This is a genomic window from Pseudoruegeria sp. SHC-113, assembly GCF_025376885.1.
Classification (GTDB): Bacteria; Pseudomonadota; Alphaproteobacteria; order Rhodobacterales; family Rhodobacteraceae; genus Pseudoruegeria.
In genome coordinates, this window is sequence record NZ_JAHUBR010000001.1 from 1,044,592 (window position 1) to 1,071,379 (window position 26,788).

General features: G+C 66.0%; 25 protein-coding genes. 12 read left to right on the plus strand and 13 right to left on the minus strand.

Translation table 11 applies throughout. From position 1 onward, the window contains the following. Nucleotides 1-6 precede the first annotated feature (6 nt). The 8 genes from KVX96_RS05150 to KVX96_RS05185 all read left to right on the plus strand — a co-directional run bounded on the left by KVX96_RS05150 (nucleotide 7) and on the right by KVX96_RS05185 (nucleotide 10,439). Nucleotides 7-2,379 carry a glycoside hydrolase family 31 protein gene (locus KVX96_RS05150; protein ID WP_261193233.1) on the plus strand — a complete coding sequence of 791 codons (2,373 nt, stop codon included), beginning with the start codon at nucleotides 7-9 and terminating at the stop codon, nucleotides 2,377-2,379. Nucleotides 2,380-2,482: 103 nt separating this feature from the next. Then, nucleotides 2,483-3,250: an SDR family NAD(P)-dependent oxidoreductase gene (locus KVX96_RS05155; protein WP_261193234.1), complete on the plus strand. Its 768-nt coding sequence runs from the start codon at nucleotides 2,483-2,485 to the stop codon at nucleotides 3,248-3,250. Continuing rightward, entirely contained in the window at nucleotides 3,250-3,558 is a 309-nt protein-coding gene (locus tag KVX96_RS05160; protein WP_261193235.1) for a Dabb family protein, read from the plus strand. The genes KVX96_RS05155 and KVX96_RS05160 overlap by 1 nt, the downstream gene beginning before the upstream one ends. A gap of 73 nt (nucleotides 3,559-3,631) precedes the next feature. Further along, nucleotides 3,632-4,795 carry an isovaleryl-CoA dehydrogenase gene (locus tag KVX96_RS05165; RefSeq protein WP_261193236.1) on the plus strand — a complete coding sequence of 388 codons (1,164 nt, stop codon included), beginning with the start codon at nucleotides 3,632-3,634 and terminating at the stop codon, nucleotides 4,793-4,795. Nucleotides 4,796-4,800: 5 nt separating this feature from the next. Further along, nucleotides 4,801-6,405 (plus strand): carboxyl transferase domain-containing protein, encoded by a 1,605-nt coding sequence (locus KVX96_RS05170; protein ID WP_261193237.1) that lies wholly within the window; start codon nucleotides 4,801-4,803, stop codon nucleotides 6,403-6,405. After that, a complete protein-coding gene (locus KVX96_RS05175) occupies nucleotides 6,405-6,833 on the plus strand; it encodes an ASCH domain-containing protein (RefSeq protein ID WP_261193238.1) in 429 nt (142 codons plus the stop codon). Before KVX96_RS05170 ends, KVX96_RS05175 begins: the two co-directional genes overlap by 1 nt. Before the next feature lie 109 nt (nucleotides 6,834-6,942). Then, nucleotides 6,943-8,928 carry an acetyl/propionyl/methylcrotonyl-CoA carboxylase subunit alpha gene (locus tag KVX96_RS05180; protein WP_261193240.1) on the plus strand — a complete coding sequence of 662 codons (1,986 nt, stop codon included), beginning with the start codon at nucleotides 6,943-6,945 and terminating at the stop codon, nucleotides 8,926-8,928. Nucleotides 8,929-8,993: 65 nt separating this feature from the next. Continuing rightward, nucleotides 8,994-10,439 (plus strand): aldehyde dehydrogenase family protein, encoded by a 1,446-nt coding sequence (locus tag KVX96_RS05185; RefSeq protein WP_261193241.1) that lies wholly within the window; start codon nucleotides 8,994-8,996, stop codon nucleotides 10,437-10,439. Nucleotides 10,440-10,514: 75 nt separating this feature from the next. Here KVX96_RS05185 and KVX96_RS05190 read toward each other — a convergent pair whose 3' ends face one another. After that, nucleotides 10,515-11,402, minus strand: coding sequence for a LysR family transcriptional regulator (locus KVX96_RS05190; RefSeq protein WP_261193243.1), 888 nt, complete (start codon nucleotides 11,400-11,402; stop codon nucleotides 10,515-10,517). 111 nt (nucleotides 11,403-11,513) lie between these two features. Between KVX96_RS05190 and KVX96_RS05195 the strand changes: the two genes are divergently transcribed. From KVX96_RS05195 to KVX96_RS05205, 3 genes are read left to right on the plus strand one after another with little or no spacing between them, the layout of a single operon-like run. Next, the gene (locus tag KVX96_RS05195) at nucleotides 11,514-12,221 is read left to right on the plus strand and encodes an NAD(P)H-dependent oxidoreductase (protein WP_261193244.1); all 708 of its coding nucleotides are present in this window, start codon (nucleotides 11,514-11,516) and stop codon (nucleotides 12,219-12,221) included. A gap of 56 nt (nucleotides 12,222-12,277) precedes the next feature. After that, entirely contained in the window at nucleotides 12,278-13,231 is a 954-nt protein-coding gene (locus tag KVX96_RS05200) for an LLM class oxidoreductase (protein WP_261193246.1), read from the plus strand. A gap of 13 nt (nucleotides 13,232-13,244) precedes the next feature. Continuing rightward, nucleotides 13,245-14,033 carry an SDR family NAD(P)-dependent oxidoreductase gene (locus KVX96_RS05205; protein ID WP_261193248.1) on the plus strand — a complete coding sequence of 263 codons (789 nt, stop codon included), beginning with the start codon at nucleotides 13,245-13,247 and terminating at the stop codon, nucleotides 14,031-14,033. A gap of 69 nt (nucleotides 14,034-14,102) precedes the next feature. On the opposite strand, the gene KVX96_RS05210 is transcribed toward KVX96_RS05205, so the two are convergent. Both KVX96_RS05210 and KVX96_RS05215 read right to left on the minus strand, forming a co-directional pair. Continuing rightward, on the minus strand, nucleotides 14,103-16,286 hold the full coding sequence (locus KVX96_RS05210) for a xanthine dehydrogenase family protein molybdopterin-binding subunit (protein WP_261193249.1): 2,184 nt from the start codon (nucleotides 16,284-16,286) through the stop codon (nucleotides 14,103-14,105). A 4-nt stretch (nucleotides 16,287-16,290) separates the two neighbouring features. After that, a complete protein-coding gene (locus KVX96_RS05215) occupies nucleotides 16,291-16,755 on the minus strand; it encodes a (2Fe-2S)-binding protein (protein ID WP_261193250.1) in 465 nt (154 codons plus the stop codon). A gap of 217 nt (nucleotides 16,756-16,972) precedes the next feature. Here KVX96_RS05215 and KVX96_RS05220 point away from each other — a divergent pair, with 217 nt between their 5' ends. Continuing rightward, entirely contained in the window at nucleotides 16,973-17,596 is a 624-nt protein-coding gene (locus KVX96_RS05220; protein WP_261193251.1) for a TetR/AcrR family transcriptional regulator, read from the plus strand. A gap of 5 nt (nucleotides 17,597-17,601) precedes the next feature. Here KVX96_RS05220 and KVX96_RS05225 read toward each other — a convergent pair whose 3' ends face one another. The 10 genes from KVX96_RS05225 to KVX96_RS05270 form a co-directional block, all read right to left on the minus strand. Then, a complete protein-coding gene (locus tag KVX96_RS05225) occupies nucleotides 17,602-18,009 on the minus strand; it encodes a universal stress protein (RefSeq protein WP_261193252.1) in 408 nt (135 codons plus the stop codon). A gap of 23 nt (nucleotides 18,010-18,032) precedes the next feature. Continuing rightward, complete coding sequence (locus KVX96_RS05230; RefSeq protein ID WP_261193253.1) at nucleotides 18,033-19,049, minus strand: Ldh family oxidoreductase; 1,017 nt, start codon at nucleotides 19,047-19,049, stop codon at nucleotides 18,033-18,035. A 49-nt stretch (nucleotides 19,050-19,098) separates the two neighbouring features. Next, nucleotides 19,099-20,280, minus strand: a complete 1,182-nt coding sequence (locus KVX96_RS05235) for a UxaA family hydrolase (RefSeq protein ID WP_261193254.1) — start codon at nucleotides 20,278-20,280, stop codon at nucleotides 19,099-19,101. Nucleotides 20,281-20,292: 12 nt separating this feature from the next. After that, nucleotides 20,293-20,583 (minus strand): UxaA family hydrolase, encoded by a 291-nt coding sequence (locus KVX96_RS05240; RefSeq protein WP_261193255.1) that lies wholly within the window; start codon nucleotides 20,581-20,583, stop codon nucleotides 20,293-20,295. Nucleotides 20,584-20,594: 11 nt separating this feature from the next. After that, the gene (locus KVX96_RS05245; RefSeq protein WP_261193256.1) at nucleotides 20,595-21,587 is read right to left on the minus strand and encodes a zinc-dependent alcohol dehydrogenase; all 993 of its coding nucleotides are present in this window, start codon (nucleotides 21,585-21,587) and stop codon (nucleotides 20,595-20,597) included. After that, the gene (locus tag KVX96_RS05250; RefSeq protein WP_261195383.1) at nucleotides 21,584-22,342 is read right to left on the minus strand and encodes an SDR family NAD(P)-dependent oxidoreductase; all 759 of its coding nucleotides are present in this window, start codon (nucleotides 22,340-22,342) and stop codon (nucleotides 21,584-21,586) included. Before KVX96_RS05250 ends, KVX96_RS05245 begins: the two co-directional genes overlap by 4 nt. A gap of 19 nt (nucleotides 22,343-22,361) precedes the next feature. Further along, a complete protein-coding gene (hisD, locus tag KVX96_RS05255; RefSeq protein ID WP_261193257.1) occupies nucleotides 22,362-23,669 on the minus strand; it encodes a histidinol dehydrogenase in 1,308 nt (435 codons plus the stop codon). Nucleotides 23,670-23,678: 9 nt separating this feature from the next. Next, nucleotides 23,679-25,007, minus strand: coding sequence for a TRAP transporter large permease (locus KVX96_RS05260; RefSeq protein ID WP_261193258.1), 1,329 nt, complete (start codon nucleotides 25,005-25,007; stop codon nucleotides 23,679-23,681). A gap of 11 nt (nucleotides 25,008-25,018) precedes the next feature. Then, nucleotides 25,019-25,531: a TRAP transporter small permease gene (locus tag KVX96_RS05265; RefSeq protein WP_261193259.1), complete on the minus strand. Its 513-nt coding sequence runs from the start codon at nucleotides 25,529-25,531 to the stop codon at nucleotides 25,019-25,021. Nucleotides 25,532-25,639: 108 nt separating this feature from the next. Further along, nucleotides 25,640-26,785: a TRAP transporter substrate-binding protein gene (locus tag KVX96_RS05270; protein WP_261193260.1), complete on the minus strand. Its 1,146-nt coding sequence runs from the start codon at nucleotides 26,783-26,785 to the stop codon at nucleotides 25,640-25,642. Between the last annotated feature and the right edge of the window lie 3 nt (nucleotides 26,786-26,788).

Sequence of the window (26,788 nt, forward strand, 5' to 3'; positions counted from 1 at the left end):
GACGCCATGAAAGCATTGCGACTCTGGGAGGTTGCGCAGGCCGGGCCGGATGGGCTCACCCTGCGTATCGATGGGCGCCACCTGCTGCGGCTGGAGGCGCTGGAGGCGGATTTGATCCGCGTGAGCCTGCTCAACGGGGGTGCGTGGCGCAACCCGCGCACGTGGTCTGTTGCGCCGGAAGAAGATGTGCCTTGGGAGGGGCGCTGCCGCGACAGTCGCGCGGGGTTTGCCGTCCCCGCGCTGCGGTTTGACGCTGACACGGCCACTGCAGAGACGGACCATCTGCGGGTGAAGATCCACGCGCCGCTGGCGCTGGAATGGCACTGGCGGAGCGGCCCGGACGCCCCGTGGCAGCCCCTGATGGCCGACCGCCCCGAGGCCGCCTACATGCTGGGCACCCGCGATCACCGCAACAGCCATTTCCTGCGCCGCAATGCAGGCGAGCGCATCTTCGGGCTGGGGGAGAAATCAGGCCCGCTCGAGCGCACGGGTCGCCGGTTTGAGATGCGCAACCTCGATGCGCTCGGCTATGACGCCCGCAGCACCGATCCGCTCTACAAACACATCCCCTTCACGCTCACCGCCCGCGAAGCTGGCCCGGCCTACGGGCTGTTTTACGACAACCTGTCCACCTGCTGGTTCGATCTGGGCAACGAGTTGGACAATTACCACCCGGCCTATCGCGCCTACCGCGCGCAGGACGGTGATTTGCAGTATTACGTGATGGCAGGCGCGGGCGTGCCGGAGGTCGTCTCCCGCTTCCATCGCCTGATCGGGGGCACCGCCTTCATGCCGCTCTGGGGGCTCGGCTATTCCGGCTCCTCCATGGCGCTGGCGGATGCGCCGGACGGGCAGGCGCAGATCGAGGATTTCCTTGCGCGCTGTCGCAGCGAGGGCATTCCGCTCGACAGTTTCCAGATGTCCTCGGGCTACACCACGATCGGCCCGCGTCGTTACGTGTTCAACTGGAACACGGATCGATTCCCGGACCCGGAAGGCATGGCCGCCAAATTCGCTGCCGAGGGCGTGGAACTGATCGCCAACATCAAGCCGGTGCTGCTGGACGATCACCCGAAATACGCCGAAGCGGAAGCGGCGGGGCTCTTCGTGAAAGATGGCGACACCGGCGCGCCCGAAACGTCTGCCTTCTGGGACGGGCGCGGCTCGCATCTGGACATGACGAACCCCAACACTCTGCGCTGGTGGCAGAAAGGCGTGCGGGAGCAGCTTCTGGCAAAAGGCATCCGCAACACCTGGAACGACAACAACGAATTCGAGGTCTGGGAGGATGCGGCGCAATGCGCGGGCTTTGGGGAGCCGCTTGATATTGCCCTGATCCGCCCGCTGCACGGCATGCTGATGACGCGCGCCTCCAGCGAGGAGCAGAAGCGCCACCGCCCCGATGAGCGGCCCTACCTGATCTCCCGCTGCGCCGCGCCGGGCACCCAGCGCTATGCCCAGACATGGACAGGCGACAACCGCACCAACTGGGAGACCTTGCAATACAACATCCCCATGGCACTGGGGCTGGGGCTTTCGGGCTTCTTTAACATCGGCCACGATGTAGGCGGGTTCGCCGGTCCGCCTCCGGGGCCGGAGCTGTTCCTGCGCTGGGTGCAGAACGGCATCTTCTCGCCGCGCTTCACGATCCATTCGTGGAACGATGATGCCACCTCCAACGTGCCGTGGATGCACCCGGAGGTGGCGGGCGAGGTGAAGGCGGCCATCGCGCTGCGCTACCGTCTTATGCCCTACTTCTACACGCAGCTTTATCGCGCCGTCACCGAAGGCGCGCCGATCCTGCGGCCGCGGTTCTACGATTTCCCCGAGGATCCCACCTGCTGGGAGGAAAGCTTCGACGTGATGGTCGGCCCCGATCTGCTGGTCGCCAATGTGGTGGAGCCGGGGGCCAAGCGCCGGGCTGTGTATCTGCCTCAGTGCGCAGAGGGCTGGTGGGACTATGCCACCGGCCTTTGGTATGCGGGCGGGCAGTGGCTGGACCTCGCGGTGGATCTGGCCAGCATCCCGATTTTCGTACGCGGCGGGGCGTTGCTGCCGCTTGCCACGGCCGCCTGCAAGGGCGTGGCCGATACACTCAAGGCCCGCGCGCTGGCCGTCTATCCCTCCGGTGCGGACGGATCGCGCGAAAACCTGCTCTACGAGGATGACGGCGTGGCGGTGGACGCGCTCAGTGGCAACCACGCGCGCCTGCGGTTCACGCTTGAGCAGGCAGGCGAGGCTTGCACGCTCTCCGTCTCGCGGACAGGAGCCTTCGCCTTGCCCTATGAGGCGGCAGAGATCCTTCTGCCGGAGGGGTTCACTGGCGCGCTGACAGGCCCCTCCGGCCCGCTTGCAAGCGGCGCGCGGCTGGTGCTCTGATTGCTTGCCGCGTGGGCGGGCTTGCACCTTCCCGCGCGGCTTGAAACACTCTCGCAACAATCGTGACTCATGCCGTCATGGTCGCGAGGCTTGGAGGATTCTCATGGATATTGGACAGAACACACCTGTGGTCATCACTGGGGGCGGCTCCGGCCTTGGCGAGGCCACGGCCCGCAGGCTTGCCGGGCTTGGCGCGAAAGTGGCGATCTTCGATCTGAACCCGGAAGCCGGGGAGGCCGTGGCAGCCGACATCGGCGGGCTCTATTGCCAGGTGGATGTGAGCGATCCCGAAAGCCTCGCCGCAGGCTTCGCGAAAGCCCGCGCCGCCCACGGGCAGGAGCGCATCCTTCTGTGCTGCGCCGGCATCGCGCCCGCGCAAAAGACGGTAGCAAAAGGCGCGCCGCATGATCCGGCGCTCTTTGCCAAGGTCATCAACGTGAACCTCAATGGAAGCTTCTTCGCCGCCTCGCAGGCAGCGGCCGGCATGGCGGCCGCCGAGCCGATCACCAAGGATGGCGGGCGCGGCGTGATCATCATGACGGCCTCCATCGCCGGCTACGAAGGGCAGGTCGGGCAGGCGGCTTACGCGGCCTCCAAGGGCGGCATCATCGGCCTCGCTTTGCCCATGGCGCGCGATCTGACGAATGTGGGCGTGCGGGTGATGGCCATTGCGCCGGGGCTCTTCCTGACGCCGATGCTGTTGGGCCTGCCGCAGGAGGTTCAGGATTCGCTCGGCGCGCAGGTGCCGTTCCCGGCCCGCCTTGCCGATCCGCAGGAATACGCGCAACTCGCCCAGCAGATCTGCGAAAACGAGATGCTCAACGGCTCCGTTATCCGCCTTGACGGCGCTCTGCGCATGAGCCCGCGCTGATGATCGCCCATTGCGTCTTCCTCGATCTGCGCGCAGATGCAGACACCAATGAACTGGCCGAGGTGCTCGCCTGGCTCGATGCGCTGCGCGGTGAGATCGACGGCTATGACGGCTTCGAAGCCGGGCCCAACCGCGACTATGAGCTGAAAACACCGCAATATCCGTGGGGATTCATCTGCCGCTTCCGCGATGCGGCTGCGCTGCAGGTCTATGCGCAGGACCCAGGCCACAAAGCACTGGGCGCGCGGCTCGTGGCCATGTGCAACGGCGGCGCGGACGGCATTCTGGTCTTCGATCTGGAAAGCTAGGTCCGGCCCGCAACATTCTGGAAACAATTGCGCGCAACATGCATGCTGAGGCGCGAGAGGGAGGGAGAGCCCGATGTTCAACGCAACCATGAAATTCGATCTCGGTGAGGACGTGAACGCCCTGCGCGAGATGGTACACCGCTGGGCGCAGGACCGGGTGAAGCCGCTCGCCGCCGAGGTGGACAAGAGCAATGAGTTTCCCGCCGCGCTCTGGCGCGAAATGGGCGATCTGGGCCTGCTGGGCATCACCGTGCCGGAGGAATTCGGCGGCGCTGGCATGGGCTATCTGGCCCATGTGATCGCGGTGGAGGAAATCGCCCGCGCTTCGGCCTCCGTCTCGCTCTCCTACGGCGCGCATTCCAACCTTTGCGTGAACCAGATCAAGCTCAACGGCACGCCCGAGCAGAAGGCGAAATACCTGCCTGGGCTGATCTCGGGCGAACACGTCGGCGCGCTGGCGATGAGCGAGGCGGGCGCGGGCTCGGACGTGGTGTCGATGAAGCTGCGCGCCGAGAAGCGCAACGATCGCTACGTGCTGAACGGCACGAAATACTGGATCACCAACGGCCCTGATGCCGATACGCTCGTCGTCTACGCAAAGACCGATCCCGAGGCCGGCAGCAAGGGCATAACCGCCTTCCTAATCGAGAAATCCATGCATGGCTTCTCCACTTCGCCGCATTTCGACAAACTCGGCATGCGCGGCTCCAACACGGCCGAGCTGATCTTCGAGGACGTGGAAGTGCCGTTCGAGAACGTGCTCGGCGAAGAGGGCAAGGGCGTGCGCGTGCTGATGAGCGGGCTCGACTACGAGCGCGTGGTGCTTTCGGGCATCGGCACCGGCATTATGGCCGCCTGTCTGGATGAGATCATGCCCTATATGGCCGAGCGCAAGCAGTTCGGGCAGGCGATCGGGAACTTCCAGCTCATGCAGGGCAAGATCGCCGATATGTACACCAAGATGAACTCCGCCCGCGCTTACGTCTACGAAGTCGCCAAAGCCTGTGATCGCGGCGAAGTCACCCGGCAGGATGCGGCGGCTTGCGTGCTTTATGCCTCGGAAGAAGCCATGGCCGTGGCGCATCAGGCGGTGCAGGCCATGGGCGGCGCGGGCTTCATGAACGAAACCCCGGTCAGCCGCATCTTCCGCGACGCCAAGCTGATGGAAATCGGCGCAGGCACCAGCGAGATCCGCCGCATGCTCGTGGGGCGCGAGATGATGGCGGCGATGGGTTAAGGCGCATGAAACTCACCTCCGCCATCTCCCCCGGCTCCGACACCTTCAAGGCCAATGAGGCCGCCCATGAGGCCGCGCTGGCCGAGATCCGCGCGGCGGCCGAAATGGCCATGGCCGGTGGCGGGGAACGCGCCCGCGAACGCCACCTCTCGCGCGGCAAGATCCTGCCGCGTGAACGGGTGGAACGCCTGCTCGATCCCGGCTCGCCCTTCCTTGAGGTCGGGCTCTTCGCCGCCCATGGGCTCTACGAGGGCGCCTCGCCTGCCGCCGGTGCGGTGGCGGGCATCGGGCTCGTGGAGGGGCAGGAGTGCATGATCGTCTGCAACGATGCCACCGTGAAAGGCGGCACCTACTACCCGATGACGGTCAAGAAACACCTGCGCGCACAGGAGATCGCGGAAGCGAACAACCTGCCCTGCATCTATCTGGTCGACAGCGGCGGCGCGAACCTGCCCAACCAGGACGAGGTTTTCCCCGACCGCGATCACTTCGGGCGTATCTTCTTCAATCAGGCCAACATGAGCGCCAAGGGCATTCCGCAGATCGCCGTTGTCATGGGCTCCTGCACGGCCGGCGGGGCCTATGTGCCCGCGATGAGCGACGTGACGATCATCGTGAAGGAGCAGGGGACGATCTTCCTCGCAGGCCCACCGCTGGTGAAGGCCGCCACGGGCGAGGTGGTCAGTGCGGAGGATCTGGGCGGCGGTGATGTGCACACGCGGCTCTCCGGCGTAGCCGACTATCTGGCCGAGGATGATGCCCACGCGCTGGCGCTCGCCCGTCAGGCCGTGGCCAACCTCAACCGCCCCAAGCGTTCCCAGCTCGATCTGCGCACTCCGGAAGAGCCCGCCTATGATCCGGCAGAGCTTCTGGGCGTCGTCCCTGCGGATCTGAAAACGCCTTATGACATCCGCGAGGTCATCGCGCGGCTGGTGGACGGCTCGCGGTTTGACGAATTCAAGGCCCGCTACGGCACCACGCTCGTCTGCGGCTTTTCCCATGTCATGGGCATTCCAGTGGGCATCATCGCGAACAACGGCGTGCTGTTTTCAGAAAGCGCGGTAAAGGGCGCGCATTTCGTCGAACTCTGCTCCCAGCGCAAGATCCCGCTCGTTTTCCTGCAGAACATCACCGGTTTCATGGTCGGCCAGAAATACGAAAGTGGCGGCATCGCCAAAGATGGTGCCAAGCTCGTCACCGCCGTGGCCACCACCAAAGTGCCCAAGATCACCATGCTCGTGGGCGGCTCCTTTGGCGCGGGCAACTACGGCATGTGCGGCCGCGCCTATTCGCCCCGCTTCCTGTGGACATGGCCCAACTCCCGCATCTCGGTGATGGGCGGCGAGCAGGCAGCAGGCGTGCTGGCCACCGTCAAACGCGACGCCATCGAACGCGCGGGCGGCAGCTGGAGTGCAGAGGAAGAGGCCAGCTTCAAACGCCCCACCATCGAGATGTTCACCGAGCAATCCCACCCGCTCTACGCCTCCGCCCGCCTCTGGGACGACGGCATCATCGACCCGCGCGACAGCCGCCGCGTGCTCGCCCTTTCCCTGCGCGCAGCCCTCAACGCCCAGATCGAGGAAACACGCTTCGGCGTGTTCCGGATGTAATGTCTGAGATCGCCGCTCTGAAAGCGAAATACCCGGGTGCCGTGACCTTCAAGTTCGGCGACAACCCCACCCTGAGCGCCGAGCTGATCGCGCTGGTGCGCGCGGGGCGCAAAACCGCCACCTGCGGGGCCCTGCGCGATTATGAGGCCGGTGGCGAAGCCCTGCCCGAAGTCGGCCGCCGCGATATCGCGCTCAACTGGGACGACACCCCGGCCTTCGTCATCGAAACCGTGGAAGTCACGCTGAAGCGCTACTGCGACGTGGATGAAGCCTTCGCGCTGGAGGAGGGCGAAAACCCCGATCTTGCCGGCTGGCGCGCGGGCCATGAGGCCTATTTCCGCCGCAATGGCGGCTTTGACCCCGAGATGATGCTCGTCTGCGAACGCTTCCGCATGATCGAAGATCTGCAACCGGACGCGGAGGCCTGAATGCTGCCCGCGCCCGCCTCTCTTCTGACCCGAAATATCCCGGGGGAGTCGTGCCGCAGGCACGGCGGGGGCAGCGCCCCCACGCCCCATGCACAAAGGACCCTTGCCCATGTTTGACAAGATCCTCATCGCCAACCGCGGCGAAATCGCCTGCCGCGTGATCGAAACCGCTCGCCGTCTGGGCGTGGCGACCGTCGCCGTCTACTCAGATGCCGATGCGGGTGCGAAACACGTCGCGCTGGCCGATGAGGCGGTGCACATCGGCCCGCCCGCTGCTGCTGAAAGCTACCTGCTGGGCGCGCGTCTCATCGAAGCCGCGCAGGCCACCGGCGCGCAGGCGATCCATCCGGGCTACGGCTTCCTTTCGGAAAACCCCGGCTTCGTGGAGGCCGTCGAGGCCGCGGGCCTCACCTTCATCGGCCCGCCCGCCGACGCGATCCGCGCCATGGGGCTGAAGGATGCCGCCAAGGCGCTGATGGAAGAGGCCGGCGTGCCCGTGGTGCCCGGCTATCACGGGGCCGAGCAGGGCGCGGATTTCCTGAAATCCCGCGCCGATGAGATCGGCTACCCCGTCCTGATCAAGGCCCGCGCGGGCGGTGGCGGAAAGGGCATGCGCCTTGTCGAGCGCCCCGGGGAATTTGCCGCCGCGCTGGAAGGCGCGCAGCGTGAGGGGCAGGCGAGCTTTGGCGATCCTGCCGTTCTGGTCGAGAAATACATCCAGCAGCCGCGCCACATCGAGATCCAGGTCTTCGGCGATGCCCATGGCAACGTCATCCACCTGTTTGAGCGCGACTGCTCCCTGCAGCGCCGCCACCAGAAGGTGATCGAGGAAGCCCCTGCGCCCGACATGCCCCCCGAAGTGCGCGCCGCCATGGGGCAGGCGGCGGTCAACGCCGCCAAGGCCATCGGCTATCAGGGCGCGGGCACCGTGGAATTCATCGTCGACGGCGCGAACGGTCTGCGGACGGATGGCTTCTGGTTCATGGAAATGAACACCCGTTTGCAGGTGGAGCACCCTGTTTCCGAGGCGATCACCGGGCTCGATTTCGTCGAGCTTCAGCTGCGCGTCGCCGCGGGTGAGCCGCTCCCGGTCCTGCAAGAGGATCTCGCCATCACCGGCTGGGCTTTCGAGGCGCGCGTCTATGCGGAAGACGCCACCAAGGGCTTCCTGCCAGCCACCGGCACGCTTACCTACCTCAGCTTCCCGCAAGGCACCGAGTTCTCACTCGGCGGCGTGCGGATCGACAGCGGCGTGCGCAGCGGCGATGCCGTTTCGCCGTGGTATGATCCGATGATCGCCAAGGTGATCACCCACGGCCCCACACGCGAAATCGCCTTGCAGAAACTGATCCGCGCCTTGCGGCAAACGCAGGTCGCCGGGCTCACCACCAACATCCCCTTCCTGATCCGCCTTGCGGAGCATGAAGGCTTCGCGGCGGGGCAGGTCGATACCGGCCTCATCGCCCGCGATCAGGAAGCACTCACCCATGTGACCGCGCCCGATGCTGCGGCGCTTGCCGTCGCCGCTGCCGCCACGCTCCCGGCACGGATAAAAGATGGATGGCAGCCGCTGGCGGGCTTCCGCGCCTGGGGGCAGGGGGGCAGAACCGTTGCCCTCCAACAGGGGGAAACCCAGACAGAGGTACGCCTCAACCACGCGGGTGATCAGCTCACTGCACAGGTCGGTGATCAAACCGTCACGCTGCAGCCACTCGGACAAGGCAACTACAGCGTCTCTTCCCCCGAAGGCCGCCGCAGCCTCTCTGCCAGTTTCGACGGCACGGAGGTGACCGTCTTCACCGGCGCGGCGACCCACCGTTTCACGCGCCCCGACCCGCTTGCGGCTGGCGCGGGCGATGCCACAGGGGGCGACACGATTACCGCGCCTATGCCGGGCCTCGTGAAGGCGGTGCTGGTCACCGCAGGGCAGGCCGTCACCAAGGGCCAGCCGCTCGCCATTCTGGAAGCCATGAAGATGGAGCACACGCTCACCGCCGCCCGCGATGGCACGGTGGCGGAGCTTCTGACCTCCGAGGGCGCACAGGTGCAGGACGGTGCTTTGCTGCTCGCGCTCGAACCGGAAGAGACAGGCTAAGGCCACTGGCGCAGGGGCCGCGCTTCTCCTATGTCTTGGGGCCGGCCCACCACAGGAATTTGCCCATGCCCGCCCGCCTGCCGCGCCCGAATTGCGCCCTGATCCATCCCGCCGCCGCCGATTGGGCGGCCGGGCCCGGTTTCACGCTGGTGGATCCGGCCACGGAGGCGGAGGTGGCGGAGATCCCCGTCTGCGGCACAGCAGACGTGGACAGCGCCGTCGCAAAGGCCAAGGCCTTCTCGCGGCAGCTGGCGCTCGGCGCGGTGCAGCTGGATCCGCTTGAGATCCTCGAACGGCTCATCGCCGAAATCGAAGCCCGGCAAGCGGCCTTTGCCGAAGCTGTCGCCCGCGAAATGGGCGCGCCGCTGGACTTCGCGACCGACAAACAGGTCGGCACTGCGCTGGCCCACCTGCACACAATCCTGAAAGCCGCCCGCGAGAACCCATCCGAACAGGCCACCCCGCCGGGGCAGGAGAGCCATTTCGTTCGCCATGAACCGCTCGGCGTCGCCGCGTTGATCACGCCCTGGAACTGGCCGCTCAACCAGGTCGCGCTGAAGGTGGGCGCGGCACTTGCAGCGGGCTGCACGATGATCCTGAAGCCCAGCGAATACGCCACCCGCTCGGCCCTGCTCTTTGCCGAATGCATGGAGGCCGCAGGCGCGCCCGAAGGCCTCTTCGCGCTGCTGTCCGGCGATGGCCGCACCGGCGCGGCGTTGGCCGCCCATCCCGGTGTAGACGTCATCTCCTTCACCGGCTCCACCAGCGTGGGCCGCGCCATCGCCGCCGCCGCCGGGGCCAATCTCACGCCCTGTTTGCTGGAACTCGGCGGCAAGTCCGCCAACATTCTCTTCGCCGATTGCGACGTGGACACCGCCGTCACGCAAGGGCTGGCCCATTGCTTCCGCAACGCCGGCCAAAGCTGCAACGCCGCCTCCCGCATGCTGGTGGCGCGCGAAATTTATGCAGAGGTCTGCGCGCGCGCCACAACCGAGGCTGAAACCTACCGCTTCGATAGCCCGCTCAAACCCGGCGGCCATCAAGGCCCGCTGGTGAACCACGCCCAGTTCGATCACGTTCAGGCCGCGATCCGCAAAGCGCAAAGCCAGGGCGCGCGGCTGCTCACCGGCGGGCCGGGCCGCGCCGATGGCCACAACAAGGGCTTCTACCCGCGCCCCACCGTCTTCGCCGACGTCACGCCCGAAATGGCGCTCTTCCACGAGGAAGCCTTCGGCCCCGTCCTCTCCCTCACGCCATTTGACGGCGAAGAAGACGCAATAGCCCTCGCCAATGAAAGCGCCTACGGGCTCGCGGGCTACATCCAGACAGGAAGCCGCGAAACCGCGATGCGCGTGGCGCGTCAGCTTGAGGTGGGCATGGTGCAGATCAACGGCCAGAGCCGGGTGGAAGGCGCGCCCTTCGGGGGACGCAAGGCTTCGGGCTATGGCCGCGAAGCTGGGCTCTGGGGCATCCGCGCCTTCCAGACGGTCAAATCGATCAGCGGCGTCTAACCCTTTCCTCTTGCCAGAAATACCTCGGGGGGAGCGCCGCAAGGCGCGGGGGGCAGCGCCCCCCGAACTGCCCCGTCAGCCGCCCAGCCGGTCGATCAGGAAATCCATGAACACCCGCACTTTCGGGGTCAGCACATTGGAGCGCGGGTAGATCAGCCAGAGCACCGAGGCATCGTCCAGCCGCCACTCCGGCAAGACTCTCACCAACCGCCCCGCCGCCAGTTCCTCCCCCACGCTCCAGAGCGAGTTGAACGAAAGCCCCGCCCCGGCCAGCGTGGCGGCGCGCAAGGAATCGCCATCGTTCAGAATGGTGCGGCAGCTCATGGTCGCCAGATCCAGCCGCGCCTTCTGCCCGCTGTCATGTACCAGAGGCACGGCCTTCGTGGTGCACCAGGCCAGAAACTCGTGGCCCGCGAGGGCGTCCAGCGTTTCGGGCGTGTCATGCTGCGCGAGATAGGCGGGCGCGGCGCAGAGCACGCGGGTGTCTTCGGCGAGTTTGCGCCCGCGCAGGCTGCTGTCTTCTAGTGGTGCGGACCGCAGGGCCAGATCGAAGCTGCCCTCGATCAGGTCCAGACGGCTGTCGGAGAGATGCAGATCCAGCGTGATCTTCGGGTAGAGGGCATGAAACGCAGGAAGCAAGGGCATGATGTGCCGCTGCGCATAGCTTGCAGGCGCGGTGAAGTGCAGGGTGCCGCCGGGCCCGGCGGTGTCGAGCCCAAGGGCCGCGCGCCCGGCCTCGGCCTGGGCAAGGATCTCCCGCGCGTAAGGCAGGAAGGCCGCGCCCTCTTCGCTGAGCGAGACCTTGCGCGTGGTGCGGTGCAAAAGCTCCACCCCCAGCTCGTGCTCCAGCTTGGCGAGCCGCGCGCTGGCCACGGCGGGGGCGAGCCCCAGCTTGCGCCCGGCGGCGGAGATGTTGAGCCTCTCGGCGGCTGCCACGAAAAGGCGGAGCGTCTCTGTGTCCATGGGTGATTATATCGAAAAGGCGAATTCTCTAATCCATTCTGTGCCGATTTTATCGCTGATCACAAGTGATACCTCCCTGTGACAGACATTCTCTGACAACAGGACCAGCCCATGAACGCGATCACCCCAACCACCGCCGACGTCGCCGCCCAGATCCGCGCGGCTTTCGCCTTCCGCCACGCGACCAAGATTTTCGATCCCGCCCGCAAGGTCTCCGAGGCCGATATGGCGACGATCCTTGAGGCCGGGCGGCTCTCGCCCACCTCCTTCGGCCATGAGCCCTTCCGCATCCTGATGATCCAGAGCCCGGAGAAACGCGAGTTGTTTCGCGACTTTTCCTGGGGGGCGAACGGGATGATGAATGGTTCTGCGGGCCAGCTTGGCACCGCGAGCCATTTCGGCATCCTTCTGGCCGCGCGCGCGCCGCTGATGACGGCGGGTTCGGACTATCTGCTCAACCACTACCGCACGGTGAAACATCTGCCCGAAGAGGTCATCGAGCTGTTCAACGGCGCTTACGGCAAGTTTCAGAGCAGCGATCACAAGATCACCACGGATCGCGAGATCACCGACTGGTCGGGCAAACAGGCCTATATCGTGCTTGCCAACATGATGACGGCGGCGGCGCTGCTGGGGGTGGATTCCTGCCCGATCGAGGGGTTCGATATGGCGCAGACGGCTGCAGTTCTGCAGGCGGAGTTCGGCATCGACACCGAAGCCTGGCAGCCTGCCGTGATGTTTGCCTTCGGCCACCGCGCGCAAGAGCCTGCCTTCCCGCAGACCCGCCGCAGCATGGACGACACGGTCAGCTGGTTCTGACCCAAACACGGGCCGCGCAGCCTTGCGCGGCCCGTTTGATCTGGGAGGAAAAGCCGATGGCAGAGCAGGCGTTTGCAGAGATCAACCGGGGCTTCAACGCCACCTTTCGTGCGGGACGGCTGAGCCTTGGCCTCGTGGTGCCCGTTGCGGCCTATCCCGGCAGCCCGGTGCCAGATATGGAAGGCCATCTGGCACGCGCGAAGCGGGCCGAGGCGCTGGGCTTTGCCGCGCTCTGGCTTCGGGATGTGCCCTTCAACGTGCCGAGCTTCGGCGATGCGGGGCAGCTTTTTGATCCCTTCACCTATCTCGGCTTTCTGGCCGGCCAGACCCGCGACATCGCCCTTGGCGTGGCCAGCATCGTGCTGCCCCTGCGCCACCCGGCCCATGTGGCCAAGGCGGCGGCCAGCGTGGATGTGCTCTCGGGTGGGCGGCTGATCCTCGGGGTGGCCTCGGGCGACAGGCCGGAGGAATACCCGGCGATGGGGGCGGATATCGAGGCCCGAGCGGAGGCCTTCCGGGAGAGCTTTGCCTATATCCGCGCCATGGGCGAGGCCACACCGCGGATCGTCAATCACTTCGGGCAGACCGACGGGCGCATCGATATGTTGCCCAAACCCACGGGCACGCGCCTGCCGCTTCTTATCACCGGCTCCAGTCGGCAAGCGCCGGACTGGATCGCCGAACACGGCGATGGTTGGATGACCTATCCGCGTGGCGGGGCCGCTCAGGCGCAGGTGCTGGCAGACTGGCGGGCAAGTCTGGCGCGGCTGGGCCAGCCCGCAAAGCCCGTCCTGCAGCCGCTTTACGTGGATCTGGCGGAAGATCCCGATGAGGGCCCCAGCCCGATCCATCTGGGCGTGCGCACGGGCCATCGCTGGCTGCTGGCCTACCTGAGAGAGCTTGAGGCCAGCGGCGTGCACCACGTGGCGCTGAACCTGCGGTTCAACCGCGCGCCGATCGACGCGACATTGGACAGGCTGGCGCGCGACGTGCTGCCGTCCTTCACCTGAAGGGAGAGCGAAGATGAAAAAGACGATCCTGATCACCGGCGCGACCGACGGCATCGGCCGCGCCACGGCGCAGGCGCTGGCCGGCGATGGCCACCGGCCGATCCTGCACGGGCGCAATGCCGAGAAACTGGCCGCCGTGGCGGCTGAAGTTGGTGGAGAGGTACGCACAGAACTGGCGGACTTCGCGGATCTTTCTAAGGTCGCCGCGCTGGGCCGCCGCGTGGCGGAGGCCCATGGACCGGTGGACGTGTTGATCAACAACGCGGGCGTGTTGCGCACCAGTCAGCCGCGCACCGCATCGGGGGAGGACGTGCGCTTCGTGGTGAACACATTCGCGCCTGCGTTGCTGTCCCGCCTGCTGCTGCCCGCCCTCGCGCCGGGGGCACGGCTTGTGCATCTCTCCTCGGCGGCGCAGGCCCCGGTGGATCTGGCCGCCCTGCGCGGTGAGAGGCCTTTGGAGGCGATGGAGGCCTATGCCCAGAGCAAGCTTGCGCTCACCCTGTGGAGTCAGGCCTTCGGGCAGGCGCACCCTGAGGGGCTGGTATCTGTGGCGGTCAATCCGGGCTCGCTTCTGGCCACCAATATGGTGCGGGAGGGGTTTGGGATGGCTGGCCATGACATCGGGATCGGCGTGGGTATCCTCACGCGCGCCGCCCTGAGCCCTGAGTTCGCCACGGCGTCCGGCAAGTATTTCGACAATGACGCGGGCCGCTTCGCCGCGCCTCAGGCGGATGCCTCTGACCCGGCCAAGCTGCGCGCCGTGGTGGAGGCCATCGAGAGCCGGATCGCGGGCTATCTGTAAGGCGTTTCGGATCTATTTTTAAAAGGAAACGGGCCCCGAGGGGCCCGTTGCAGGTTTCTGGTGCTTCGTTCAGGCGAAGCTGACGCCGTGTTCGACCATCGGAAGATCGGCAATGGTCAGATCGCTGGCCGCCGCGATGGCATTGGCCAGCGCCGGGGCGGAGGGCGGGGTGCCCGGCTCGCCGATGCCGGTGGGGGCTTCGGTGGATTTGACGATATGCACCTCGATCGCGGCGATGTCGCCGATGCGCAGGGGCTCGTAGTCGGGGAAGTTGTATTGCTCCACCGCGCCGCCTGCGAGCGTGATCTGATCGCGCATCGCGTGGCCGATGCCGTAGCCGATACCGCCTTCCATCTGGGCGCGGATGATGTCGGGGTTCACGGGGATGCCGCAATCCACCGCCGCCGTCACCTTCTCGATGCGGAAGCCGGCCTCTGCGGTGCCCGAAAGCTCCACAACTTCCGCCGCGTAGGAGCCGAAGGACTTGTGCACGGCAATCCCCATGGAGCGCCCTGTGGGCGCGTTGCCCCAGCCCGCTTTCTCGGCGGCGAGTTTCAGCACGGCGGATTTGCGCGCCTGATCGGCTCCGGTTCCTTGAAGGTGGGCGAGACGGAACTCCAGTGGATCGCGGCCCGCAGCCTTGGCGGCCATGTCCATCATCACTTCCATGGCGTAGGCCGTGTGGGTGTGGCCCACGGAGCGCCACCAGAGGGTGGAGGTGGCCTTCTTGGTATCGGTCAGGCCCACGAACATGCCGGGCACCTGATAGGGGGTGTCCGACACGCCCTCCACCGAAGAGCTGTCCACCCCGTCGTGCACGGCGAAGGCCTCAAACGCGGTGCCCTTCATGATGGACTGGCCCGCGATGCGGTGATCCCAGCCGAGGATGTCGCCCTCGGCGGAAAGCCCGACGCGCACCTTGTGGCCGAAGGCCGGGCGGTAGTAGCCGGAGCGCAGATCGTCTTCGCGGGTCCAGACGAGCTTCACTGGGCGGGAGCGGTCCGTCATCACGAAGGCCAGCGCGGCCTCGACCTGGTAGTCCGCATCCGGCGTGGCGCGGCGGCCGAAGGAGCCGCCGGCGAGCATCGTGTTGATGTGGATCTTCTCTGCCGGCAGGCCAAAGATCTGCTGGTAGGCCATATGCGGCCCCGTGGGCATCTGCGCGCCGTCGTGGAGCACGATGTCGCCCTCCGCCGTCTGCTCGATGGTGCAGTTCAGCGGCTCCATAGGAGCATGGGCCAGAAGCGGGAAGTAGAAGGTTTTCTCGACCACTTGCGCCGCGCCCTCTATGGCGGCCAGCGTTGCGGCGTGATCCTTCTTCAGCACGTTGTATTCCGGCTCGGCGTCAAGCGCGGCCATGATCTCGGCGCGGATCTCATCAGACGAACGGGTTTCCGCCGCCGAAGTGTCCCACTCCACGCTGAGCGCCTCGCGGGCCTGGATCGCGGCCCAGGTGGTTTCGGCATAGACGGCCACGCCGGCCTGATTGGGCAGCACCGCGGCGCGGATGTAGCCTTTGACGCCCTGCGCGCCGCTGTCGTCAAAGCCGGTGGCCAGCGCGCCCTTCTGTTCGGGGCGGGCGATCATCACCACCATCTGGTTGTCCAGATGCACATCCATGGCGAATTTCGCCTTGCCGTTGCCCTTGATCACGGAATCCAGCCGCCGGGTGCTTTCATTGCCGATGATGCGCCATTCCTCGGGCGTTTTGAGCCTTGGTTCGGCGGGCGGCTCCAACTGCGCGGCGGCAGCGACAAAATCGCCGATGGGCGCACTTTGGCTACCGCCAACAACCATGCCTTCCTCGATGGTAAGGCCGGACGGTTCAACGCCCCAAGCCTCGGCGGCGGCTTTGATCAGCATCTCGCGCGCGGCGGCCCCGGCCTGCCGGTATTGCATGAAACTGTTGGCCATGGCGGTAGAGCCGCCGGTGCCCTGGAAGGGGCCGAACAGAAGGTTGTTGTAGACCTGCGGGTTGGAGGGCGCGAAGGCGTATTGGATCTGATCCATGCGCAGGCCCAGTTCTTCGGCGATCAGCGTGGAGAGGCCGGTGGCCGGGCCCTGGCCCTTCTCGAAATGCTTGATGATCGCGGTGAAATTGCCGTCTGCGTCGATCTTGACGAAGGGGTTCATCATCGCATCGGAAGAGGAGGCGGCAAGCGCCCCGTTCGGGCGGGCACCGATGAAGAGCGCGGCACCGGCAGCGGCGGCTGCGCCTTTCAGGAAGGAGCGGCGGGAGGTGGAAAGGGTCATCAGATCAGGCCTCCATGATCTCTGCGGCGCGCTGGATACCGGCGCGGATTCGCTGGTAGGTCGCGCAACGGCAGGCGTTGCCGTACATGTAGTCGTCAATCTCTTGAGCGCTGGGCTTGGCGTTTTCCCGCAGCAGCCCGACGGCCGACATGATCTGCCCCGACTGGCAGTATCCGCATTGCACCACGTCCAGCTCGGCCCAGGCCTGCTGCACGGCCTGGCCGATCGGATCTTCCTCCATCTGCTCGATGGTGGTGATCTCGCTGCCTTCCACATCCTCGATGTAGGTCTGGCAGGAGCGCACCGGTTCGCCGTCCAGATGCACGGTGCAGGCCCCGCAGGAGGCCACGCCGCAGCCGAATTTGGTGCCGGTGAGTTTCAATTCGTCCCGGATCACCCAGAGAAGGGGGGTGCCGGGCTCGGCCTCGACCTCATGGGTCTTGCCGTTCAGGGTAAGGGATATGGCCATTGGGGGATCTCCTGTTGGAAGAGTGCCTGATGGGGTGATTGCGCCTGCGCCGAGGGGAGACGTGAGACTTCTTGGTGTAAACTGTGGCGTTTACTCTATCGTTGAATGCCGAGATGTAAACGCTAAAGTTTACACGGAAATGTGATTGCCCCTGCGACGCCCGGTTCCGCCCCTCTGCCCCTGTGCGAATGAGCTAGCCCGTGCTAAGGAAAAATCCATGACGGATGCGACCCCCTGCACTGGCCCCACCTGCGAAAACCCGAAGCGGCTTCAGATCATCGAGGCCGCCGTGGCGGAATTTGGCGAGCGTGGCTTTGCCGAAGCGAGCATGGACAGGATCTCGGCGCGGGCCTGTGTGTCCAAGCGGACCGTCTACAAGCACTTCGAAAGCAAGGAAAATCTCTTTGCTGCCATTGCCGAGGAGATGTCGGCGCGAATGGCGGCGGAGCTGGATGTGGCCTATGTGCCCGGTGAACCCATCGCGCCGCAGCTGATGCGGCTGGCGGAGGCGGAGGGGCGGATTTTCCGCTCGCCCGAGGCGATGGCGATGGCGCGGATGTGGCTGAGCGAGACGCTGCGCGCGCCGGAGATGGCGCAGAAGAGTCAGGCCAAGATCGACGCTCACGGTGCCTTCGCGCGCTTTCTGGCGGCGGCTTCGGCGGATGGAGCGCTCAGCCTAGATTCCGTGGATCGCGCCGCGAGCGAGTTTGTCGGCCTTCTGAAAGCGCGCGCCTTCTGGCCCCATGTGCTGGGCGGCACCGTGATCAGCGCCGAGGAGATGCAGGATGTGCAGCGCGAAGCTGTCGCCATGATGCTCGCGCGCTATGGCGTGGCCGGGTAGGGCACTTACCTGAGGATGAACACCGAGCAGGGCGCGCGGCGCGCAGCGCGGGCGGCGGTGGAGCCGAGCGCATAGCCGCGCGCGTCCGGGCTTTGGGCGCTGACCACGATCAGATCCACGGCATTCTCAGAAGCATAGCTACAGATCTGCACCCCGGCCTTGCCCTTCACCACGGCCGTTTCAACGCCCTCTTCGGTGGCGGCGATGGCCTCGAGCCGTTCCTTCACGCGATTGGAGAGGTGGTTTTCGGCGCTGACCGTGACGAACTCAGCCACGAAGCCGGGGATGTCCTCCAATACTGTGAGCAGGGTGATGCGCCCGCCGGGGGCCAGCAGGTGGCGGGCGGTGGCGATCTTGCGGGCGGCGGCCCCTTCGTGATCAAGGGCGACGGGGATCAGGATGTGGGAATACAAGGCCTTGGCCCTCCTTTGACGGGTTAAACTGGCGCAAGGCCCGCAAGGGCGCGGGCCTGCTCAACGTAGGCTTTTGGCACCGCGATCCCTTCGGCTTGCGCGCGGGCAAGAGTTTTGATGCGGCGGGTGCCGGGCAGCCGTGCGCCCTCGGCCCCTTCGATAAGCGACAGCAGCGCTTCAAGCCGGGTGGCAAAGCCAGCGGCGTCCGCAGGTTGCAGGGCCAGTAGGAACTGGCCCGCGCCGGGGGGCGGGCCGTCGGCGGTGAAGAAAGAGGAGATGCCGGGGCTGGCATTGGCCCCCGTGAAGCTGGCGGCGAGGATCTCGACCATCAGGGCAAGGGCCGTGCCCTTGGCCTCGCCGATGGGCAGCATCGTGCCCGTAAGCGCGGCCTCTGCATCCGTCGTCGGCTGGCCCTCGGCATCAAGCGCCCAGCCCTCGGGGATCGGCTGGCCGGATTTCTTCGCATGCATCACCTTGCCTCGCGCCACACGCGAGAGCGACAGATCGATGACAAGCGGCGGCTTGCCGGGCCTTGGCACGGCGAAGGCGATGGGGTTGGTTCCGAACACCGGGGTTTTGGCCCCAAAAGGCGCCATGGCGGCGGGCGCATTGGCAACCATCAGCCCCACGAGCCCGGCCTGCGCGAGCTTCTCCACCTGCACGGACAGTGCGCCGCAATGGTGGGAGCGGCGGATGGCGAGCGAGGCGGTGCCTGCCGCCTGCGCGGCCTCGATCAAGGCGGTGATCCCGGCCTCAAGCGCGGGGTAGGCAAAGCCGTGGGCGGCGTCCACTTCCACCCGGCCGGGCGCGGTGCGCTGGCAAATGGGCACGGCTGCGCCATCGACCTTGCCCGTCTGAACCTGAGCCGCGTAATCCGCCAGCCGCGAGAACCCGTGGCCGACCTGGCCCTCGGCCTCTGCCGCCACAAGCGCGCGCGCCACGGAGGCGGCGGCAGGTGCGGCCACGCCCACGCCCGCCAGAGCGCTGGCGATCAGCGCTTCGGCCTCGGCGAGCGAAAGGATCTCATGGCTTTCAGACATCTTCAAAACTGCAGGCGGCCCGGGAAGGGGCCGGGCCGCCTGCCACCCGTCAGGCGCTGCGGTAGAGCTTCGTCATCGAGAATTCCCGATGCCCGAGCGCCTCGGCGGCGGTGTTGCGGCCATTGGCGGTACGGCGGATCATCTCGATCAGCGCATCGCCGGCTTCATCGATGGTCATCTCGCGGCGCAGGATGCCGGAAACATCCACATCCACATGCTCACTCATGGTGCGCACCGTGCGCGGGTTGGCCGTGATCTTGATCACCGGCACGATCGGGTTGCCGACCACGTTGCCCTGCCCGGTGGGGAAGGTGTGGATCACCGCCCCGCCCGCTGCCATCAGCGTGACGCATTCCGCCGCCGCCGAGGAGCTGTCCATGAAGTAGAGCCCCGCGCCGGATTGCGGCGCTTCGGCGGCATCGAGGATGTCGATGTACTGCGAGGTGCGGCCGATCTTTTCGAGGTTGCCAAGCGCCTTTTCTTCGATGGTGGTCAGGCCGCCTTCGATGTTGCCCTTGGTGGGCTGGCTGTCGGAGAGGTCATCGGTCTGGTGGGCGAAGATCACATCGTCCTGATAGGCTTTCCACATCTTGTACCAGCGCTCGCCGACTTCCTCGTTGATCGCGCGCTTCTGGCAGATGTGCTCAGCGCCGGTGATCTCGGAGGTTTCGCCGAAGAAGCCGGTGATGCCTTCGGGCAGGAGCTTGTCGTACATGTTGCCCACGGTCGGGCAGGAGCCGAGGCCGGTGGTCGTGTCGCTCTCGCCGCATTTGGTGGAGACCCAAAGCTCGGAGATCGAGCATTCCTCGCGCTGCAGCTCGGTGGCCCAGTGGACGAAATCCTTCGCCGCCCAGCTGGCGCGGCGGATGGTTTCGAAATCGCCGTTCTGCTCGATGGAGAATTCCGCCACCGGCTTGCCCGTTTCGCGGATGCCATCGGCGATCCGCTTCGTCCAGCCCGGCTCGATGCCGATCACCACAACTGCGGCCACATTGGGGTTCGCGCCGGTGCCGATCATGGTGCGGAAGTGCAGCTCCAGATCCGCGCCGAATTGCAGGCGGCCATAGGCGTGGGGGATCGCCAGCGTGCCCTTCACGTTGTTGGCCACGGCCTCGCAGGCGGCGTTGGAAATATCGTCGACGGGAAGGATCACGACGTGGTTGCGCACGCCCACACGGCCGTTTTCACGCCGGAAACCCTTCACGGTGATGTTGGAGTATTTAGATGCCATCAGATCGGCTCCTTACCAGCGTTTCGTTTTGCAGTTGTGGGTGTGGACGTGGCCGCCTTTGGGGATGTCGGCGATGATCTTGCCGATGTCCTCGCCGTATTTCGTGGCGGTGTCGCCGTTCTTCAGATCCTTCAGCGCGATCTTGTGGCCGATCGGCACATCGGCCCCGGCGGTGAGGCGGAAGGTGGAATTGTCATGCGTCACGCAGCACAGCATGTCCGTGCCCGCGGTCAGCCCTTCCACCACGACGACACCGACGTTGTCGGCATGTTCGTGGACGAGCAGGTGGGGGATTTCAGCCATTGATGGTCTCCTCAGGCGTCAGGTTTGAGAATGATCTTCGGGGCCGCTGTGCGGCCCGCTCGGATGTCGGCGAAGGCGGAAGCGCCTTCGGAAAGGGGGCGGCGTTCGACCCAGTCAAGCGGGCCGAGACGGCCGTCAAACATCGCTTGCGCGCAGTCGCGGAAATCCTGCGCGGTGTAAGTATAGGTGCCGGTAAACGTGATCTCCTGCAGAGTCATGCGGCGGATATCGAGCCCGCCTTCGGACGAGCCGAGGCCGATATGCACGATGATGCCGCCGGGGCGGGCTGCCGCCGAGGCCGCCGCGCGGGTGGGGGCGATGCCGACGCCATCCACGATCACGTCATAATGGCGCTGGGTGGCGGCCTCCGCCTTTATCACGGTGACCCCGCAACGCTCGCTCAGGTAGCGGGCGCGCGCGAGGTTGGGTTCCACGAGGCGGACGTCGGTGATGCCTTGGGCCATCAGGCTCAGAGCCGCGCCAAGGCCGATGGCCCCGCCGCCGAAGACAAGCGCCCGCGCGCCGTCCCGCGCGCCGGCAGGGTGCGCCCGTGCGATGCGGGCGGCGTGCCAGCCGCAGGCGATGGGCTCCGCCAACGCCGCCTGATCGGGGGAGATGTGATCGGGCACCGCCACGAGGTTGCGCTCGGGGAGCGCGACCCATTCGGCAAAGCCTCCTTCGCGCGGCGGCATGGAGATGATCTGACGCTCCGGGCAGAGGTTGTCCTGCCCGGCCTTGCAGGCCCGGCATGTGCCGCAGGTGACGAGCGGGTTGATCGTCACGCGCTGGCGGCTGCCATCGGGCATCTCCGCCACACCGGCCACCTCATGGCCAAGGATCAGCGGGGCCGGGCGGCGCTCGTCATGGCCGAGAAAGGCATGCATGTCGGAGCCGCAGATGCCCGCGCTTTCCACGCGCACCGGCACCTCGCCCGCCTTGTGAGACGGCGGCAGAACATCCCGGATTTCAAGGCTCTCGGGGCCGGTATAGACAAGCGCTTTCATTTCGCGGTGAACCCCCCATCAACCATGAGCACCTGCCCCGTCACGTAGCGGGAGGCCTCGGAGCAGAGAAACAGAAGCGGGCCGTCGAGATCTTCGGGCACGCCATTGCGGCCCACGCAGGTTTGGGCGGCGTTGCGGGCGGCACGGGCTTCATCGGAGAAGACGGCCGCCGTGAGTTCGGTCGGGAAGAACCCCGGCGCGATGGCATTGGCGGTGATGCCCCGGCCAGACCACGCCTCGGCCATGGCCCGCGTCATCTGCGCCACGCCGCCCTTGCTCGCGCCATAGGCGATGCCGCCGGGAAAGGCGCGGAAGGATTGCAGGGACGCGAAATTCACGATGCGGCCCCAGCCTTTCTCCGCCATCGCAGGCGCAAACGCCTGGCTCAGGAAGAAAGGGGCGGAGAGGTTGACGGCGAGCGTCGCTTCCCAGCCCTCAGGCGTGACGTCATCGGCGGCCTGCCGGGTGTTGAGCCCGGCGGCATGGACCAGAATATCCGGCGCACCAAAGGGTGCCGCAATGCGGGCGACAAGATCCGCGCGCTTTGCGGGATCCGCCACATCGCCCGCTACGGCGGCGCGTTTGCCGGAGCCTTCGGCGCAGAAAGCCTGAAGCGCCTCTTCGCGCCGCGCCACGGCCACCACGGAGGCCCCGGCGGCTGCCAGAACCTCGGCGGCGCGCCGCCCCAGCCCGGAGCTGGCCCCGGTGACGCAGGCCACCCGGCCCGCGACCGAGAACAGCGGCGCATCCGCCACCGGGGAAGGGGCGGCGTGACTATTCATTGGCCGACAGATCGAAGGTTTCGTCGGGGAAGTATTTCTTCAGCCGGATGTCGGCTGTGCGGGCGTGGCCCTCCATGCCTTCCAGCCGCGAAATCCGCGCAGTGGCTTCGGCCACGGGCTTGGCCCCTTCGCGGGTGGCGCGCTGCCAAGTGACGATCTTCATGTATTTGTGCACCGACAGGCCGCCGGTGTAGCTGGCCGCGCCCGAGGTGGGCAACACGTGGTTGGTGCCGGAGGCCTTGTCGCCAAAGGCAACGGTGGTTTCTTCGCCAAGGAAAAGCGAGCCGTAGCAGGAGAGGCGGTCGAGCCACCAATCCAGATCCTCGGCCTGCACGGTGAGGTGCTCCGGCGCGTAATCGTCAGAAGTGGCGGCCATTTCCTCGCGGTCGGCGCAGAGGATCACCTCGGCGTAGTCGCGCCAAGCGGCGGTGGCGTTTTCGCGGTTCACCTCTGGAAGATCCGCAATCAGCAGCGGCACGAGGCGCATCACCTCTTCGGCGAGCTGGCGGTCATCCGTCACCAGCCAGACCGGCGAGTTGTAGCCATGCTCGGCTTGGCCCACCAGATCGGCGGCCACGATCATCGGATCAGCCGCACCATCGGCCAGCACGAGGCTGTCGGTCGGCCCGGCGATCATGTCGATGCCGACACGGCCAAAGAGCATCCGCTTGGCTTCGGCCACGAATTGGTTGCCGGGGCCGACGAGGATATTGGCCTTGGGCAGGCCAAAGAGGCCGAAGGTCATCGCGGCGACGCCCTGAACGCCCCCCATGGCCATGATCTTGTCCGCGCCGCAGACATGGGCGGCGTAGATGATAGCGGGCGCGATGCCCACGCCGGGGCGGGGCGGGGAGGCGGCCACGATGTGTTTGCAGCCCGCAACTTTTGCCGTCGTCACCGTCATGATCGCGCTGGCGATATGGCTGTAGCGCCCGCCGGGCACGTAGCAGCCCGCCGCATGCACGGGGATGGCCTTCTGGCCGGCGATCAGGCCGGGTACGACCTCGACCTCGAAGTTGCCCACTGTCGAAAGCTGCGCTTCGGCAAATTTCTTCACGTTGGCGTGGGAGAACTCGATGTCCCGGCGCAGCTGCTCCGGCACCAGCGCGGCGGCGGCGGCGATGGTCTCTTCCGACAGCAGGATCTCGCCCTCGTAGCGGTCGAACTTCTGCGCGTATTCCAAGGCTTTGGCGTCGCCGCCGGCCTCGATGTCGTCAAGGATGTCGCGGACGATCTTCTTGGTTTCAGACGCATCGCTCTTGGAGGTCAGCGTGGCTTTTTTCAGATACTCTCTCGGCATGGCAGGGCCCTACTTGTAGATGTCTGGAAGGAGGATGGTGGAGATCGTGGGCACGTAGGCGATGAAAAGGGTGACCACGAGCATGAAGAAAACGAAGGGGATGGCGCGGTAGGCGATCTTGAGGATCGATTCCCCGGTGATCCCGGCCACCACGAAGAGGTTCAGCCCCAAGGGTGGCGTGATGAAGCCGACACCCAGTGCGGTGATCATCATGATGCAGAACTGGATCTCGTTCATGCCGATGTCATCGGCCAGGGGTTTGAGGATCGGCGCGAGGATCACGATGTTGGGCGTGGTTTCCATCACGCAGCCCGCTGCGATCAGGATGCCCACCATCATGAGGATCAGCACCAACGGCTCGTCGCTCACCGAAGTGGCGGCGGCCACGAAGCCTTGCGGCACGCCGATGATGGCAAGCGCCTCGGCCAGCGGGGCGGAGAAGGCGATGATCGGCAGGATCACCCCGTTCACTTTTGCGGACGAAACGAGCATCGCCGGGAAATCGCTCAGACGCAGGGTGCCGAGGATGAAGCCCATGATGATCGTCACCACAACGGCGGTGGCCCCGGCTTCCGTCGGCGTCAGGCGGCCGGAGAAAATGCCGTAGAAGATGATGCCGGGCACGAGGAAGGCATACCAGCCGGATTTCAGCGCCGTTCCGAGGCGGGAGAAATACTCAGCCATGCTGATGTTGCCACCGCCTTCCCAGCCCTTGAGCCGGTTCATGATGATGTTGGTGGCAAGGATCGACAGCAGGATGGCGATGCCCGGGATCAGCGCGGCGAGGAACAGCGTGGAGGCCGATATGCCCAGCACGAGGCCGATGATGATATAGGCGATGGAGGGGGGGATCAGGATGCCGGTACAGGCACCTGCCGCAACCAGCGCACAGGCGTAGGGGCGGGGGTAGCCCGATTCCACCAGCCGGTCGATCGTCATCCGGCCCACGGCGGCGGCCCCGGCGGCGTCAGAGCCCGAGATCGCGGCGAACATGCCGCAGACCAGCACCGTGGCCGAGCCGAAGCCACCCTTGGCGAATTGGGTGAGCGCTTCCGCCACATCAAGGAATTTTCGACTGAGCCCGGTGCGCACCAGCACGTCGCCCGTCAGGATGAAGAGCGGCACGGCGGTGAGTGCGAAGAAATCGATGCCGGAGAACAGCTTCTCGCCCACGAGGCTCAAGGGGAGCGCGCCGGACCAGACCAGCATCAGGATCGCAGAGGAGCCGATGGCGGCCCAGACGGGCACGGCAAGCGCCACGAGAAGCACGAAGAGGATGACGGGGCCGTAGAAATCCCAGCCAAGGACAACGGATTGATCGAGTTGGTTCCAGAGCATGGCTTTCCTCCTCAGTCGAACAGCTTGTCGCCTTCGTAGACGGGGCGACCCGCACGAAGGTCCGCGAGATCGCGGAGGATGGATTGGATGAGGCGCAAGAGCACCAGCGCGAAGCCCAGCGGCACGGCCATCAGGAACCAGACGCGGCTGATGCGCAGCCCGTCGGTGACGGAGCCGAACTTGGCGGAGACATGCACGGTTTCGTAGGAGTAGTAGAGCGCGACGACCGAGACGGCGACCATCACGAAATCCCCGAAGAGGTAGATCAGCGCCTTAACGCGCGGGCTGACGTAATGCAGGATCACGTCGATCCGGATATGGCCCCGTTCCTTGACGGCGGCGGCGGCCCCGATCCAGGCCAGATAGATGAAGGAGTAGCGCACGATCTCCTCGCCCCAGATCGAGGAATAGGAGAGCAGTTCGCGCCGCAGCACTTCGATGAACATCGTCGCCACGAGCATCGTGTAGAAGATGAGCAAGAGCCATCGCTCGGCATTCCGGTTGAGGGTTTGCAGAACTTGCATCCGTCACATCCTTCCCGTGCGCTGGCTTTGAACGGCCTGCGGCGATGCTGGTTTCAAGAGGGGTTTCAAGGGGTTGGCAGGGCGGGGGTACCGCCCTGCCGCAGTGTATCAGGCGTCGTGGACGTAGTAGCGGCCCATGGTGCCCGCGGCCTCTTCGAGCTTGGCGAAGGTCTCCATCGAGCCGGCAAGCTCCACTTTGAACTCGTCCCACTCGGAGCGCTGGAAGCCACCGGCCTCTTTCCACTCACCGAGCTGATCTTCGCTCAGGGAATGGAATTCCACGCCGGCCTTCACCAGCTCGGCCATGGCATAGGCGCGGGCGGAGGGCACTTTGGCGAGGTTCTGGTGGGCGGTTAGCTCACCGGCGAATTCCACGCCTTCCTGCACGTCAGCGGGCAGCGAGTTGAACCACTCGAGGTTCATCGAGTAGATCTGGCTGTCCGGCACGGCCTGCGTGAAGGTGACGTGGCTCAGGATGTCCTTGAAGCCAAAGACGTAGAGCGCGCCGACGGAGGGATCGAGCGCATCGGCCACGCCCTGCTTGATGGCAGACGGCGTTTCGCCCCATGCCACCGGCGTCGGGTTGGCGCCGACCATGCGGTAGTATTGCTGCAGCATCTTGGAGCCCGGCACGCGGAACTTCACCCCGGCCATATCGCCCGGCGTGATGACGGCATCGCCGCCCTTGCGCACGGCCACGACGCGCGGATCGATGTTGATGTAGAACAGCGCCTTGAAGCCTGCGGCTTCGATCTTGGGGTGCACTTCGCTCTTCCAGGCGTCAGAGGTGACGAGGTTGGTGAAGCGCTGGTTGGAGCCGCAGAAGTAGGGCATGTTGATCAGGTCGGCTGCGCTCGCGTAGGGCGCGAAGTTCGACAGCGAGTGCTGGGCGCATTGGATCGTGCCGGCCTGCACCGCCTGCACCAGCGCACCGCCCGCGCCGAGCTGGCCGCCGGGGGCGAGCTTGACGTAGATCTTGCCGTTGGTGGCATTCTGGATGTTTTCTTTCAGATCCAGCTGCATGATCGGGTAGCTGCGGGACGCGCCCAGCACATAGGCCGTGGCGATGGTCATCACGTGGTCAGCGGCGGCTTCGCGCTCGCTCTCTTCCTTGGCGGTCTGGGCCACCGCTTCGGTGGACCACAGCATGCCACCTGCACCGGCCACAACAGCTGCTGTAAAGCCGCCAGTGCTGGCGAGTTTCAGAAAGTTGCGGCGCTCCAGCGACGCGATCTCGCGTTTTTCACGATCCATGTT